At 47.5% G+C, this 14,032-nt stretch carries 13 protein-coding genes; 7 read left to right on the plus strand and 6 right to left on the minus strand.

Annotated features, from left to right (window positions below):
• Positions 1–4: 4 nt before the first annotated feature.
• The 4 genes from HPS54_RS00770 to mraZ form a co-directional block, all read right to left on the minus strand.
• Positions 5–2,158 (minus strand): penicillin-binding protein, encoded by a 2,154-nt coding sequence (locus HPS54_RS00770; protein ID WP_253951897.1) that lies wholly within the window; start codon positions 2,156–2,158, stop codon positions 5–7.
• A complete protein-coding gene (locus HPS54_RS00775; RefSeq protein ID WP_172343588.1) occupies positions 2,155–2,589 on the minus strand; it encodes an FtsL-like putative cell division protein in 435 nt (144 codons plus the stop codon). The genes HPS54_RS00770 and HPS54_RS00775 overlap by 4 nt, the downstream gene beginning before the upstream one ends.
• Complete coding sequence (gene rsmH / locus HPS54_RS00780; RefSeq protein WP_172343589.1) at positions 2,586–3,548, minus strand: 16S rRNA (cytosine(1402)-N(4))-methyltransferase RsmH; 963 nt, start codon at positions 3,546–3,548, stop codon at positions 2,586–2,588. The genes HPS54_RS00775 and rsmH overlap by 4 nt, the downstream gene beginning before the upstream one ends.
• A 64-nt stretch (positions 3,549–3,612) precedes the next feature.
• Positions 3,613–4,080 (minus strand): division/cell wall cluster transcriptional repressor MraZ, encoded by a 468-nt coding sequence (gene mraZ / locus HPS54_RS00785; protein ID WP_172343590.1) that lies wholly within the window; start codon positions 4,078–4,080, stop codon positions 3,613–3,615.
• A gap of 344 nt (positions 4,081–4,424) precedes the next feature.
• Between mraZ and glsA the strand changes: the two genes are divergently transcribed.
• Together glsA and glsB are read left to right on the plus strand one after the other, a co-directional pair.
• Positions 4,425–5,252: a lyso-glycine lipid O-acyltransferase GlsA gene (glsA, locus tag HPS54_RS00790; protein ID WP_172343591.1), complete on the plus strand. Its 828-nt coding sequence runs from the start codon at positions 4,425–4,427 to the stop codon at positions 5,250–5,252.
• 72 nt (positions 5,253–5,324) lie between these two features.
• A complete protein-coding gene (glsB, locus tag HPS54_RS00795; RefSeq protein ID WP_172343592.1) occupies positions 5,325–6,314 on the plus strand; it encodes a glycine N(alpha)-acyltransferase GlsB in 990 nt (329 codons plus the stop codon).
• A 331-nt stretch (positions 6,315–6,645) separates the two neighbouring features.
• Here the strand turns inward: glsB and dgt are convergent, their stop codons facing one another.
• A complete protein-coding gene (gene dgt / locus HPS54_RS00800; RefSeq protein WP_172343593.1) occupies positions 6,646–7,986 on the minus strand; it encodes a dGTP triphosphohydrolase in 1,341 nt (446 codons plus the stop codon).
• A gap of 249 nt (positions 7,987–8,235) precedes the next feature.
• Between dgt and dut the strand changes: the two genes are divergently transcribed.
• The 4 genes from dut to HPS54_RS00820 are packed head-to-tail and all read left to right on the plus strand — an operon-like array spanning position 8,236 to position 12,985.
• Complete coding sequence (gene dut / locus HPS54_RS00805) at positions 8,236–8,673, plus strand: dUTP diphosphatase (RefSeq protein ID WP_172343594.1); 438 nt, start codon at positions 8,236–8,238, stop codon at positions 8,671–8,673.
• A 45-nt stretch (positions 8,674–8,718) separates the two neighbouring features.
• Entirely contained in the window at positions 8,719–10,500 is a 1,782-nt protein-coding gene (locus HPS54_RS00810; RefSeq protein ID WP_253951898.1) for a tetratricopeptide repeat protein, read from the plus strand.
• Positions 10,487–11,377: a lipoprotein insertase outer membrane protein LolB1 gene (gene lolB1, locus HPS54_RS00815; protein WP_172343595.1), complete on the plus strand. Its 891-nt coding sequence runs from the start codon at positions 10,487–10,489 to the stop codon at positions 11,375–11,377. The genes HPS54_RS00810 and lolB1 overlap by 14 nt, the downstream gene beginning before the upstream one ends.
• On the plus strand, positions 11,378–12,985 hold the full coding sequence (locus HPS54_RS00820) for a murein hydrolase activator EnvC family protein (RefSeq protein ID WP_172343596.1): 1,608 nt from the start codon (positions 11,378–11,380) through the stop codon (positions 12,983–12,985).
• Between the two features lie 170 nt (positions 12,986–13,155).
• Here HPS54_RS00820 and HPS54_RS00825 read toward each other — a convergent pair whose 3' ends face one another.
• Positions 13,156–13,581, minus strand: a complete 426-nt coding sequence (locus HPS54_RS00825; RefSeq protein ID WP_172343597.1) for an HIT family protein — start codon at positions 13,579–13,581, stop codon at positions 13,156–13,158.
• Positions 13,582–13,825: 244 nt separating this feature from the next.
• On the opposite strand from HPS54_RS00825, the gene HPS54_RS00830 reads away from it, so the two are divergent.
• The gene (locus tag HPS54_RS00830) at positions 13,826–13,969 is read left to right on the plus strand and encodes a hypothetical protein (protein WP_172343598.1); all 144 of its coding nucleotides are present in this window, start codon (positions 13,826–13,828) and stop codon (positions 13,967–13,969) included.
• Positions 13,970–14,032 lie beyond the last annotated feature (63 nt).

A 14,032-nucleotide genomic window follows, 5' to 3' on the forward strand; every position in this document is an offset into this window, starting at 1 on the left:
TTTCTTAATCCAGTTTCAGCACACATGTCTCACCTTTTCTTATTACGTGTCCGGGTGCCAGACTCTGTTCGTGCACTTTGCCTCTTCCTGTCATCCGCACTTTTATGCCTCGTGTCTCAAGCATATATACGGCGTCTCTTGCCCCCATGCCGCTTACGTCGGGGACAACGTTTTTGGCATATACCGGAGCCTTTGCCAATACCACGGAATTCTTTTCTCTTTTTGCCGTGCCCCATATAGGGTTGCCGTCGAGATAGCTTCCGCTCCAGTTCTTGTTTGCGGTTATGCCGAGATGCGACAGTACATAGTCCGCAGCCAGTATGTTGCCGTTTTTCACGTCGGGCATGAATATCGACATGCTGTCCCGTGCGTCTGCAACGTCAAGCTTCAGATTTTGTGCCATTATTCCTTCTGCTATGTTATGAAACACCAGTCCGCTCATTCCTCCTCCCGATGCCGGCAGTCCCGACTTCTGTATGCACACTATGCAACTGTATCTCGGAGCGTCTGCCGGGAAATATCCTGCAAAACTCAGTAGATAGTTTGTCATACCCGTCTTGTAGCCCCCGGCACCTTTTGAGACCTGTGCCGTTCCGGTTTTTCCTGCAACTTTGAATGATGGCGAACCGGCTTTCTTGCCCAGTCCCTGGCTGACGACGTGTTCCAATATTGTCTGCATTTCGCGCAGAGTCTTCTCCTTGCATATCTTTTCCTTTATCACTTCCGTCGGAAATTCCTGTATCACCTCGCCGTCTTTGACAATTCTTTGTACAAATCTGGGGCGTACCATTTTCCCGTTATTTGCTATCGCATTGTAAAACGTAAGTGTCGATATAGGGGGAATTTGTGTCTCATATCCGATACTCATCCACGGCAGCGCAGTCTTACTCCAGTTTATATACTGTCCTCTGCTGTTTTTCTTAGGCATGCGTATTCTCGGTGCCGTTGCTCCCACTAACGGCAGATTCAGGTTTGCAGAAAGCCCCAGACGGTTGATGCCTTCTACAAACTTTTCCGGATTTTTTCCATAGAAACGATCTATTATTCGGCTCACTCCGATGTTGGAACTTACTTCCAGCGTCCTTGGAAGCGATATTGTCTGATATCCGCCCTTGTGCCAGTTGTGGTCGCGCATCTTTGCCCCGTACATATCCCATATGCCGCTGCCGGTTTCCACCATGTATGTGGTGTCTACCACACCGTCGTCCAAGGCAACCATGAGCGATGCCGTCTTGAACACCGACCCCGGCTCGAGCAAGTCTGCCACGGCATTGTTTTTCACTTCGCGGTATTCTCCGTCGCTACATTTTGTCATGTTCACTATCGCCTTGATGTCGCCCGTTTGCACTTCCATTACTATAGCCACGCCCACGTTACCGTTTATCTCTCTCAGCTCGTCTATCACTGCGCGTTCAGCCAGGTCTTGCATACCGACGTCTATTGTCGTCACGATGTCTGCTCCGTCTATGGCTTCCATTTCGGTTATGCTCAGATACTTGTTCATCACCTTACGGCGTTTCAGCAGTCCCTTCTTGCCTCTCAGAATAGAGTCGTATGACAGTTCCAGACCGCATCGCGCCGTGTCCTTTGCACCGAACATGTCGCCTATGGTGCGCCGGGCAAGCGAGCCGAACGGGCGTTGGCGGGCGTTAAACTCTACTATGTGAAATCCCCCCTTGAATTTTGACAGGTTGAACACGGGCAGTTTTTTTACCTGCGAATAGATGTCGTATGGCACGCGCTTGTGCCATATAGGCCAGTTCTGGCTCATTTTCTTGTGTCCTTCCTCAAGATGTGCTTTGAATTCGGATGCCGATTTCTCCGGAAATATCTCGTGAAGTCCTTCGCAGATGCTGTCAACTTTCACTTTCCAAAGAGAGTCTTTCTTCTCTCCTCCCGCCTTGAAGTCCATGAACAACTTGAACTCGGGCAGCGAACTTGCCATCAGCCTTCCGTCGCAACTTAGTATGTTTCCCCTTACCGGACTTATCTCAACACTGTCTTTCTTCAGTCTCGACGATACTTGCGTCCAGTATTCGCGTTCCACCGTTGCAATCCACAGTGCCTTGCATAATATTATTATGCCTATTATCAGCATCAGATATGCAAATATCTTATACCGTGGAATTATCTTTTTTCGTTCAAACTGGTTGCTCATTTTTCCGGAATGTTTATTATATATGGTGGTTGACTTGGTATTTTCAGTGTGCTGTCCTTGTTGTTTTTCAACATTTGCAGTACATTGCTCTCACGGCATCTTTCCGTAAGTTCGCTCGAACTCGACAAAGCCTTGAACTTTGCATCCTGCAGTTCCTTGTTAAGACGGTCTATCTCTATCAGGTTCTTGTCGCAACTGTAGCGATTTGATATATAGATGATGGTGAAGAAGACGATGAGCAGTATCAGTCCTATCTGCTGCCTTATCATCCTTGCCGTAAGGAAGTCGCCGCCGAGTATCTTTCGCAGTGTGAAGTTTCTGGATTGCTCCTGCTCGTCCTCTCTTGCCTGTTCTCTTATGGCATTCTGCAGCTCGGAGCGCATTTTCAACTCTTCCAGCTCTTTTTTTTCCTTTATTTCCTCTTTTTTCATACTTTCTCTGCAATTCTTAGTTTTGCGCTTCTGCTTCTCGGATTACGCTCCTGTTCTTCTGCTCTCGGCACAATTACTTTGTTGTTTACCGGTCTGAATGGTGCTTCTATCCGTCCGAAGAAGTCTTGCTTCACCTTGCCCTCTACATTGCCGGCCTTCATTATGTTCTTCACCATACGGTCTTCAAGACTGTGATAGGTGATTACCGATAGGCGTCCGCCGGGTTTCAACAAATCTGCGGCGGCAGTCAGCATTTCCTTTAATGCGTCCATTTCGTGGTTCACCTCTATGCGCAGTGCCTGGAAAAGCTTGGCCATTTCTTTCTTCTCCCTCTCACGGCTGAACAGTGCGGCGGCTATGTCCGTAAGGTCTTGTGTCGTGGCAACAGGATTTTCACCCCTTGCTTTTACTATTGCAGATGCGATTTTCCTTGCGTTCTTAAGCTCGCCGTACAGGTATAATACATCTGCCAGCCTTTCCTCATCGTATTGGTTCAGCACGTCGGCAGCTGTCATTCCCGCTCTTTTGTTCATCCTCATGTCCAACGGCGCATCGAACCTGAAAGAAAATCCGCGCGTCTCATCATCAAGATGATGGCTTGACACTCCGAGGTCGGCAAGTAGTCCGTCAAGACCTTCCACGTCATAATAGCGCATCCAGTTCTTTATATATCTGAAATTGCTTCTTACAAATGTAAAGTTTTCCGGAGCCGTTATCTCCCTCTCTTCCATTGTATCATCCATGCCGTTTCCTGTATTTGCAATGTTTCTTTCCGCATCGGTATCTTGGTCAAAACTGTACAGATGTCCTGTTCCTTCCAGTCTTGCGAGTATTTCGCGGCTGTGTCCTCCGCCACCGAAAGTCACATCTGCATATATTCCGCCTTTCCGTATGCACAGTCCGTCAATGCTTTCGCCTTTCAATACAGGTACGTGATATGTTTCAGCTTTGATTGCCATATTGTCTGTCCTTGATGAAGTTTCTTGTAAAAAAGTAATCCGGTGTGTTTCACAAAGAGTGTCTTTATTGTATTTCCGTATTTACGTTTCCGGTGTCCATAATCCTTTCCAGTGCCATACCGAACTCGTCCGGTTCCATGAAAGGCACTTCGGTCTTTTCGTTGCTCCATATCTCTATGGTGTCGCCCATGCCTATGAACTTTATCGCCTGTGATATGTCTGCCAACTTAAGGTATCTTTTAGGAATTAAGAAACGTCCGTTTCCGTCGAGCGTCACCACTTCGGCATCCGATACAAACTGGCGGAATATCTTTTGCTGCTCGCGGTCCCAACGGTTTAGACGCGAACGCAGCAGATCCATCTGCTCGTTCCATACCGCTTCGGGATACAACACGAGACAAGGCTGGTGGACATCTTTTCGCATCACCAGTCTTTCCATTCCCGACACCTGCAGCACTTTTCTGAATGTCGCAGGGAGAAATACACGCCCTTTGGAGTCGGTTTTTGCCTCTATGTTACCTAAAAAACGCATACGTACATCTTTATAAAGAATGTGGCTTCAAAGGTACTTAAAATTCACCACACTTCACCACTTTACTCCACAAAAATATCAAATCACACTGCATTTTCTTATTTTTTGATGTTTGTCAAGGGTGCAGTGCTTTCCTGCAATGTGGCAGGATGTTCCGGAAAAGCGCTCTTTATCATGGTGCATCGGTACTTCTTTACATCCCCGTCTGCCTTACAACCTGAAACCTTATGACGCTAAATTCTCAAATATTTGTAGTAAAAAGTGTAAAAAACAGATATCTTTTGGCTAAAAAGAGGGCGTTTTAGAAAAAATGGCTTATTTTTGCATGTCTTTTAAACGGGAATATGAAGAATATTGAAGAGAAAACGATTGACATCGAAAAAATCTTGAAGAGCAAGATGGGTGATAAGGCGCGTCTTGTCCCGAAGCCTGTTGTCAGCTGGCTTAAGAGGATTATTCATCAGGACGAGGTTAACCGTTATCTTTTTGACAGCCGTCATCTTACGGGCGTTGATTGGCTTGAGGAGTGTGTGAGATATCTTGACATGCATCTTGAGGTGGAGGGTCTGGAGAACCTTCCGGACAAGAACGACGGCAGACTTTATACCTTTGTGAGCAATCATCCGCTCGGCGGTATCGACGGAGTGGCGCTCGGTGCCATTATCGGTCGTCATTACGACGGGCGTTTCAGATATCTTGTCAACGATCTGTTGATGAATCTCCCGGGACTTGCCCCCGTGTGTATACCGATAAACAAGACCGGTAGTCAGAGCCGTAGTTTCCCCGCAATGGTAGAGGCAGGGTTCAAGAGCGACACTCATATGCTTATGTTTCCGGCAGGTATATGCTCGCGTCGCATAGACGGACAGATACGTGATCTGGAGTGGAAGAAGACTTTTATAACAAAGAGCGTGGAGACTAAACGCGATGTTGTGCCCATACACTTTGGAGGGCAGAACTCCGATTTCTTCTATCGGCTTGCCAATATATGTAAGGCGGCAGGCATAAAATTCAATATTGCAATGCTGTTTCTTGTCGATGAAATGTACAAAAACGTGCATAAGACATTCCGTGTTTCAATAGGGAAACCGATACCTTGGCAGACGTTCGACAAGACGAAAACACCGTTGGAATGGGCTGCTTTTGTGCGCGAACGGGTGTACGGACTGTAGTGGAAAGCGTCCGGTGAAAGGGCAGATTAGTTTGAGATTCTTTATATAGGACAATAACATTCATAATAAGAGATGGAACAAGAGATAATTAAACCTGTGGACAAAGAACTGCTTAAAAGCGAGCTTACGCCGGACAAGCAGCTCCGAATGACCAACAAAAGCCATAACGAGATATATGTCATCACGGCTCATAACGCGCCGAATGTCATGAGGGAGATTGGTCGTCTGCGTGAGATAGCCTTCCGCGAGGCAGGCGGAGGCACAGGAAAAAGCATGGATATCGATGATTTTGACACGATGGACAACTGTTACAAGCAGCTCATCGTGTGGAATCCGGAGGCAGAAGAGATTATCGGAGGCTATCGCTATCTGCTTGGTACCGACGTTGAGGTGGATGCCAACGGGCAGCCGGTACTTGCCACGAGCCACATGTTTCATTTCTCGGAGAAGTTTATGAAAGAATATCTTCCGCGTACGATAGAGCTTGGACGCTCGTTTGTTTCGGTGGAATACCAGAGTTCGCGAATGGGTTCGAAAAGCCTTTTTGCACTCGACAACCTTTGGGACGGGCTCGGTGCGCTTACCGTTGTGATGCCTAATGTGAAGTATTTCTTCGGCAAGATGACAATGTATCCGTCGTATGTACGTCGCGGAAGGGATATGATACTATACTTCCTTAAGAAGCATTTTGACGACCCGGAAAATCTCATTATACCGATGAAACCGCTGAAAATAGAGACCGATAGCAGCGAACTGGAGGCTCTTTTCTGTGAAAAGACATTCAAGTCGGACTATCGCATCTTGAATACAGAGATACGCAAGATGGGATATAACATTCCGCCGTTGGTCAATGCGTACATGAGTCTTAGCCCTACGATGAAGATGTTCGGTACGGCTATCAACTACGGATTTGGCGATGTGGAGGAAACGGGAATACTTATAGCCGTGGATGAGATACTTGAACAGAAGCGTATACGCCACATAGACTCGTTTATAAAGGAAAATCCCGATGCTCTGAAGATTACTTCCGGAGCCAATAACATAATATATAAGGAAAGCTGAAAGGGGAGTTCTTTATAGGGAGATATAGGGAGATAAGGGTAGATATGTGGCTTGCGCCACGGGAGATAAAGGACAATGGTCTTGGGTTAAACAACCGGGCTATTGTCCTTTATTTCCCTCTGTCTCCTCATATCTTCCCCTATCTCCTTCTCATATATAATCTTTCATCTTCTAAAAGGCGGCATATTGGCTTCTAAAAGGTGGTCTTTCAGAGCCTGAAAGGTGCCCTTTTGGAACGTAAAAGGTATTATCTTGATTTTCAGTGTGTTACAGATGGGACTGTTCGAGGCGTTTTTATGCCTTTTAAACGGTTGTTACAACACCCCGTAAATTATATTATCGGAAGACTTATACCGTTGATTTTCTGGTATACGTCGAGTGCATATACATCCGTCATGCCGCTTATATAGTCGATGACAGCCATGATGCGTGTGTCAAGGTCGGGTGAGTCTATGTCGTACTGGCTGCTCACCCGACTTATAAGTTGGCGTGAGTAGAAACGGTCGGGGTGCACGGCGGCATCTGTCATTACCTCCATCAGTGTCTCCATAATCTTGAAACCGCTCAGTTCCACGTCGAGCACGGGCTTGCTCTTGTATATCTTTCTTACGGCGACATCCGTGCACCGTCTGTATGCGTTCTGCATAGGCTCCGCCATGTTTGCCGTAAGGCAGCCTTCGAAAGAGCCTTTCAGAATTTCTTCCTCATGCTTGATGAAAGTGTTTGCGCACTCGTTTTCCAGCTTGCCTATTACACATGCACGCATGTATACCACCTTTTCGCTGTCGTCGGTTATGCCTTCGTCGATTATGCGTTTCTCTATTTTTTGTCTTGTTTCGCCGTCAAAGAAACCTAATAGCAGGTCTTTGGTCTCCTCAAACGATATTATCTTCAGTTTGTGGGCGTCTTCAAGGTCCATTATTTCATAGCATATATCATCGGCTGCTTCCACAAGATATACCAGCGGATGACGTGCGTATGCCGGCGGTTCGCCCTCCGTTGATTTGCGTAAAATGCCCAATTCATCGGCGATTTTCCTGTAAATGTCGCTCTCCGTGTGAAAGAACCCGAACTTGGAATGGTTATCTCTCGTCCACTCCGATGCAAAGGGATACTTCACAATGGAAGCAAGCGTGGAGTAGGTCATTACAAATCCGCCGTCACGTCGACCCTTGTAACGGTGGGCGAGCAGTCTGAACGCGTTGGCGTTTCCTTCGAAATGTGTTATGTCGTTCCACATCTCGCGACTGAGCATGCCTTTGAGGAAAGCTCCTTTGCCCTCGGTGAAGAACGTCTGTATCGCCTTTTCGCCCGAGTGTCCGAACGGAGGATTGCCCATGTCGTGGGCAAGGCATGCGGCGCTTACTATCGTTCCGATTTGAGGAAACAGCGTGTCGGCAAGTTCCGGACGTTTTTTCAGTATCGCGTTTGCCACGTCGTTGCCTAACGACATGCCCACACTTGCCACCTCGAGGCTGTGTGTCAGCCGGTTGTGCACGAAGATGCTGCCCGGAAGAGGGAACACCTGTGTCTTGTTTTGCATCCGTCTGAACGGGGCGGAGAATATCAGACGGTCGTAGTCTCGCTTGAATTCGCTGCGGTCGTCGTGCCTTTCGGCGTGGCGGTCTTCCTGTCCCAAACGTTTGTTTGATATGAGTTTTTCCCACTTCATGATGTTTCTTGTTTTATTTTTGTTCGTTTCTTGCATTATTATTGTTTGTGCAATATCTGCCTTGCGGTTGTGGCGGAGTATTGTATATGTGCCTTGCAGTCAGCACAAAAGTAGTCTAAATTTGGCTAAATTCTTGCATTTTGGCTCTAAAAAATACAATTATATAAATATAAATGGCTACATTTGCAATTCTAAATATGTAAGTTCCGGCTTTCTGTCGGAGGCATGTATGAAACTAAAAACAAGACAATGATACAGGTTAAAGTCATAAACAAAGGGCATCAGCCGTTGCCCGCGTATGCCACAGAGCAAAGTGCCGGAATGGATCTAAGGGCAAATATCAACGATGCGGTGGTCCTGCACCCCATGGAGAGGCGGCTAATACCCACCGGATTGCATATAGCCCTTCCTGCAGGATACGAGGCACAGGTGCGTCCGCGTAGCGGTTTGGCTCTTAAGCACGGTATCACCGTGCTTAATTCTCCCGGCACCATAGATGCCGATTATCGCGGTGAAATCGGCGTTTTGCTTATAAACTTGTCTTCCGAAGACTTTGTCGTGAACGATGGCGAGCGCATTGCGCAAATGGTAATAGCGCGCCACGGACAGGCGGATTTTACTCTTGTTGAGGAACTGGATGTCACGGAAAGAGGAGAAGGTGGTTACGGGCACACCGGCGTGAAGTGATTTTTATGATTTTGTGATATCTTGATGTATACGTTAATAAGATAAATGTACAGGTTCTTTGGGTATGTTGCAGCGGTTTTGTCTGTCGTGTCCGTGTTGCAGGGATGTGGTGGGACAAATGTTGTCGGTTCATCGGTGAAACCGGCAAAAATTGTTCGTGCCGCGCTTCCGGAAATCAGTCGCAACGACAGTCTGCGGTTCAAATATTTCTATTATGAGGCTTTGAAACAGCAGATGAAAGGCAACTATGGTGCTGCCTATGAACTGATGTCAAATTGTCTTCGCATCAATCCCAATTCGGCGGAGGCATATTATTATTTGTCCGGCTACGAAGGAGTCTTGAACGGAGACTCTGCGGCATTGCAGAAAATCAAACGTGCTGCCGAGTTGCGTCCGGAAAATGCCACTTTCCAGGAACGTCTTGCCGTGGCATATATCGGAATTGCCGACTATAAAGAGGCACGTAAGGTATATGAAAAACTTTATGCCGGCGATCAGTCGAGAACCGATGTGCTCCAGATTCTTTTGAAGTTGTATGGTGTCGAGAAAGATTATGACAACATGATCGGAACCATTGAAAGACTTGAAGAGCAGGACGGCGTGACGGAGCAGACGGCTCTTGCCAAGATGAACGTTTACTCGATGCAAGGCAAGAAGGACAAGGAGATAGAGGTGCTGAGAGCACTTGCCGCCGGTCATCCTTACGATATGAACTATAGGGTGATGATTGGCAACTGGCTGTTGCAGAACGGTGACAATGACGGAGCGCACCGCGAGTATGCCGATGTGTTGGCGGCGGAACCCGATAATGTCATGGCGCAGATGTCGATGCTCGACTATTACAGGGCTGTGGGTAAAGATACGCTTGCCGGAACGTTGCGAGAGAAGATGTTGTTTAATCCGGACAACGCCGTTGATACAAAGGTTACGCTCATTCGTCAGATTGTCGATGAAAGCGAGAAAAACGGAGGTGACAGTACGTATGTGCTCAATCTGCTTGAAAGGATGCTCGACATGCCGCAGAAAACACCGGATATAGCCGCTGTGTATCTTGCCTATCTTAATTTGAAGAAAATGCCCGAGGATACCATTCAGGCTTTTGAAGAGAAGTTCCTGACCGATTTCCCGGATTATGCACCGGTGCGCATGGAACTTGTGCGAAAGGCTTTCAGCATGCAGGATGCCGATAGAGTGATAGAACTTTGTCGTCCGGCAATTGAATATAATCCCGATGAAATGGTGTTTTATTACTTCCTTGGCATTGCGTATACGGATAAAGGAATGGAGAACGAGACGCTTGATGTGGTAAGGAAGGGATTGTCCTTGGACAAGAAAGGTGCCAATCCTGACATGGTTTCCGACCTTTATGCCATAATGGGGGATATCCTTTGCAAGAAGGATGACTATGTCAAGGCGTTCGCCGCGTATGACAGTTGTCTGCAATGGAAGGACGACAACATGGGATGTCTTAACAACTACGCCTATTTCCTGAGTCTTCATGGAGGTGATTTGACAAAGGCGGAGCAGATGAGTTACCGCACAGTGAAACAAGAACCGTCAAACAGTACCTATCTGGATACGTATGCCTGGATACTGTTCATGCAGGAGCGGTATGCCGAGTCGAAATTGTATATAGACCAGGCGGTGGCGTCCGACTCTCTCGCAAGTGATGTTATACTCGAGCATGCGGGAGATATCCATGCCATGAACGGTGATGTCGTGAAGGCGCTTGAATACTGGCGGAAGGCAAAGGAAGCAGGCAGCGAAAGCAAGGTGCTTATAAGGAAGATAAGACAAAAGAAGTATATAAAAGATGAAAACAAATAAGTGGCTCATACGTATCGCTCTTGTTGCGATACCTTTTATCATGTATTCTTGCGGCTCGGGCAAGAACATTGCCGGCAGTGCAGGTTCTGGTGCGGGCGTGGAAAAAGATTCCGGCAGGAAGGAACAGGCAAAGATGAAATATCTTCAGAAAGTTCTGGACAACGCAACGTATGCCCGGAACATTACGTCTAAAATCAAGTTCAATATCTCTTCCGGTTCCAAGAACATCTCTGTGGCAGGTTCTCTGCACATGAGAAAGGACGACGTGATACGCATACAGCTCACTCCGCTGGGGTTGATAGAGGCGGGACGGCTCGAGTTTACAAAGGATTATGTTCTTATAATGGACCGTATAAATAAGGAATATATAAAGGCAGACTACAGTCAGGTTGATTTCTTGCGCGACAACGGCATAGATTTCTACGCTCTTCAAGCCCTGTTCTGGAACGAACTGTTTATTCCCGGAGAGCAGAAAGTCAAGGATTCATCGCTTAAAATATATGATGTCGAGATGTCGGATAACATGTCAGACAATAATATAAAACTGTCGAAAGGCAAGCTGAGTTGTCTTTGGACGGCGGAAAAGGCAAGCGGCATGATAAAGAACGTTGTCGTGTCGTATAAGAGCGGCACACATGGCGTCACATCGCTCGAATGCTCTTACTCGGCTTTCAAAGCCCTCGGCGCAAAAAAATTCCCATCTTCTCTTATACTGAACATGAAGACCGACGCCTTGAAAGGTGGCAGGAAAATGGGCATGGGCATACAGATGAACTCGCTGAATACGGACTCAGACTGGGAACCGCGTACCAATATATCCGGTAAATACAGGCAAGTGGGTGTTGACGATGTTATGAAGAGAATTTTGAGTTTGTAAATGAGAAGATTTTTAACCATACTTTTTATGTTGTCTTTTGTGCTCTCTACGCCGGCACAAAACAGAAAGCAGACTGTAAAGAAACGTACTGCAACCACCGTGAGAAAAGGCGGAACAAAGCAGAGAGCAACTGGAAAGCTCAAGAAAAAAAACGTTGGTAAGAAGCCGGTATATACCAACGAATCAATCAAGGGGTTGCAGAACCAGCGTGCTGCGGTACAGCGCAAGATAAAGGAACAGGAACGGTTACTGCGTGCCAACAGGGCAGACGTGAAGAAACGGCTCGGAGATCTGATGGCGATAAACGGCGATATAGACCGTCACAAGAAATCAATCGATGTAATACAGGATGACATTACTCATATAGAAGGAAACATAAGTCTGCTTAAGTCGCAGCTTTCCACTCTCGAACAGCAGCTCGCCGACCGTAAGGCTAAGTATATAAAGTCCATGCGTTACATGGCAAAGCAGCGCTCGGTGCAGGATCGTCTGATGTTCATCTTCAGTGCAGACAACTTCACGCAGATGTACCGCCGCATGCGTTTTGTCCGTGAATATGCGGCGTATCAGCAGGCTCAGGGCGAGATGCTTAAGGCAAAGCAGCGGCAGGTGAGCAGTAAGCATGAGGAGCTTGAGATGGTTAAAGGACAGAAAAACACTCTTCTTTATAAAGGCAAGCAGGAGCATGCGGCATTGCAGGATAAGCAGGCGGAACAGCAAAAGGTGGTAAAATCGCTTCAGAAACAGCAAAAGACGATAGAGTCGATTATCGGTGAACAGCGCAAGAAAGACGCCGCACTGAACGCACAGATAGACCGTCTTATAGCCATAGAGGTGGCGAAAGCCCGTGCAAGGGCTGCCGCCGAAGCGAAGCGCAAGGCGGAGGCTGCAGCTGCCGCGAAGAAAAAGAGAGAGGAAGAACTTGCCCGTAAGAAAGCAGCCGCAGAGGCTGCAGCACGTGAGAACGCGCGCAGAGTGGCAGAAGCGAAGGCAAGAGAGGAGCGCCTGAAGGCTGAAGCCCGTGCTGCCGAGAAGAAAAGCAGTGCGGAAAGAGAACGTGCGGAGAGGGCAGCCCGTGAGGCTGAGGCAAACCGTGTGGCTGCCGAAAGAAAGGCGGAAGTGGACAAGTCGCGCCATGAAAAGGAGGTTGCGAAAGCTAAGACGCGTTCTGACGAGGCACTGTCGGTAAGTTCTGTTGACCGCGAACTTAACCGTCGTTTTGCAGACAACCGTGGGCGGCTGCCCATGCCGATAACAGGTTCGTACCGCATTGTGAGCCATTTCGGGCAATACACAGTGGAGGGACTTAAGAATGTGACACTCGACAATAAGGGAATTAACATCCTCGGAAGTGCCGGGGCATGTGCACGGGCTATTTTCAACGGTGAGGTGAGTGCCGTGTTCGAATATGGAGGGACGAAACTTGTCATGGTTCGTCACGGCAACTACATATCTGTCTATTGCAACCTGCGCACCGTAAGTGTTCATAAGGGGCAACAGGTAAGCACACGTCAGGTGCTCGGAACCGTCGGGGCCGACAACATTCTCCAGTTCCAGTTGCGTCAGGGAACAGCCAAACTGAACCCCGAGGTGTGGTTGGGACGATAGTTTCCGACATCCGTCATTCCGTCGCCAAGGAATGGCGTTGCGTTCGGTTACAATATAAAAGAGACAGGGAAATCGCTACGTATGTACTCTTTCGGTGACATATCACCAACTGTACGCAGCGGTTTCCCTGTCTCTTTTGTTTATGCTCTGTCGCAGAAGCCACGCCCGGATTACAGCGCAGCCTTGATGTCCTCAATCATTTTGGCATATTCCTCGTCGGTAAGATAAACTTTGCCGGGGTTCATCTGGAATGTTCCTCCGTAGTCGGGACCGTCCACATACTTAGGTGCCAGGTGAAAGTGCAGGTGCGACAACTTGTCGCTGTATGCCCCGTAGTTTATCTTTTCAGGGTGGAATACCTTGTCCATGGCACGTGTAACGCGTGTGACATCAGCCATGAAAGCGTTGCGTTCGTCATCGCTCAGTTCGAAAAGATCGTTAACGTGGTCTTTGTAGGCAACCAGGCAACGTCCGCGGTAGGTCTGCTCTTTGAACAGGAAAACCCTCGAAACGCTGAGTGTAGCTATTTCAATCATCAGATTGTGCAGTGTCTCGTTGTTTGTACAGTAAAGACACTCGTTGGGATTACTTCTCATATTATAGTATTTAAGTTAATGAAAAACGTGTTTCCGGTGTAGTTTGTTTCCGTGACGTGCAAACCTTAGTATGCCCGCATGTTTGCGTCATCACTTTACAAAGATAATGCAAGCCGAACGCAATCAAGCTTGCTTGACTTGCAGAGACGCCGCTTATCTTATCGCAAAGGTATAAATAAAAACCGAGACACGAGCCTTTGAGATATAAAAATATCATTCGGGCGCGTACACATTCATATATGTAATGGTTTATGTAGTAGGGAGATATAGACTGTTTGCCCGTAGGGATGCTCCATGGAGTATCCTAAACCGCATGGCTTTTATCATTCGTCATGACGGCGGCTGCACCATGGTACAGCCCTACCGGGCGGAGGAAAACCAAGTGTAAATAAGGAGATAAAGGGAGATAGGGGAAGATAAAGGGGAGATAAAAGACAAATGTCGGGCTGTT

This window comes from Xylanibacter caecicola (assembly GCF_013166515.1).
Lineage (GTDB): Bacteria > Bacteroidota > Bacteroidia > Bacteroidales > Bacteroidaceae > Prevotella > Prevotella caecicola.

Excerpts from the sequence above, each read along its gene's own strand:
- lolB1 (WP_172343595.1), top strand. The coding sequence starts at position 10,487 with ATGAAAACAAATAAGTGGCTCATACGTATCGCTCTTGTTGCGATACCT.
- dut (WP_172343594.1), top strand. The coding sequence starts at position 8,236 with ATGATACAGGTTAAAGTCATAAACAAAGGGCATCAGCCGTTGCCCGCG.
- mraZ (WP_172343590.1), bottom strand. The coding sequence starts at position 4,080 with ATGCGTTTTTTAGGTAACATAGAGGCAAAAACCGACTCCAAAGGGCGT.
- glsA (WP_172343591.1), top strand. The coding sequence starts at position 4,425 with ATGAAGAATATTGAAGAGAAAACGATTGACATCGAAAAAATCTTGAAG.
- HPS54_RS00810 (WP_253951898.1), top strand. The coding sequence starts at position 8,719 with ATGTACAGGTTCTTTGGGTATGTTGCAGCGGTTTTGTCTGTCGTGTCC.
- HPS54_RS00830 (WP_172343598.1), top strand. The coding sequence starts at position 13,826 with ATGGTTTATGTAGTAGGGAGATATAGACTGTTTGCCCGTAGGGATGCT.
- glsB (WP_172343592.1), top strand. The coding sequence starts at position 5,325 with ATGGAACAAGAGATAATTAAACCTGTGGACAAAGAACTGCTTAAAAGC.
- dgt (WP_172343593.1), bottom strand. The coding sequence starts at position 7,986 with ATGAAGTGGGAAAAACTCATATCAAACAAACGTTTGGGACAGGAAGAC.
- HPS54_RS00770 (WP_253951897.1), bottom strand. The coding sequence starts at position 2,158 with ATGAGCAACCAGTTTGAACGAAAAAAGATAATTCCACGGTATAAGATA.
- HPS54_RS00820 (WP_172343596.1), top strand. The coding sequence starts at position 11,378 with ATGAGAAGATTTTTAACCATACTTTTTATGTTGTCTTTTGTGCTCTCT.
- rsmH (WP_172343589.1), bottom strand. The coding sequence starts at position 3,548 with ATGGCAATCAAAGCTGAAACATATCACGTACCTGTATTGAAAGGCGAA.
- HPS54_RS00825 (WP_172343597.1), bottom strand. The coding sequence starts at position 13,581 with ATGAGAAGTAATCCCAACGAGTGTCTTTACTGTACAAACAACGAGACA.
- HPS54_RS00775 (WP_172343588.1), bottom strand. The coding sequence starts at position 2,589 with ATGAAAAAAGAGGAAATAAAGGAAAAAAAAGAGCTGGAAGAGTTGAAA.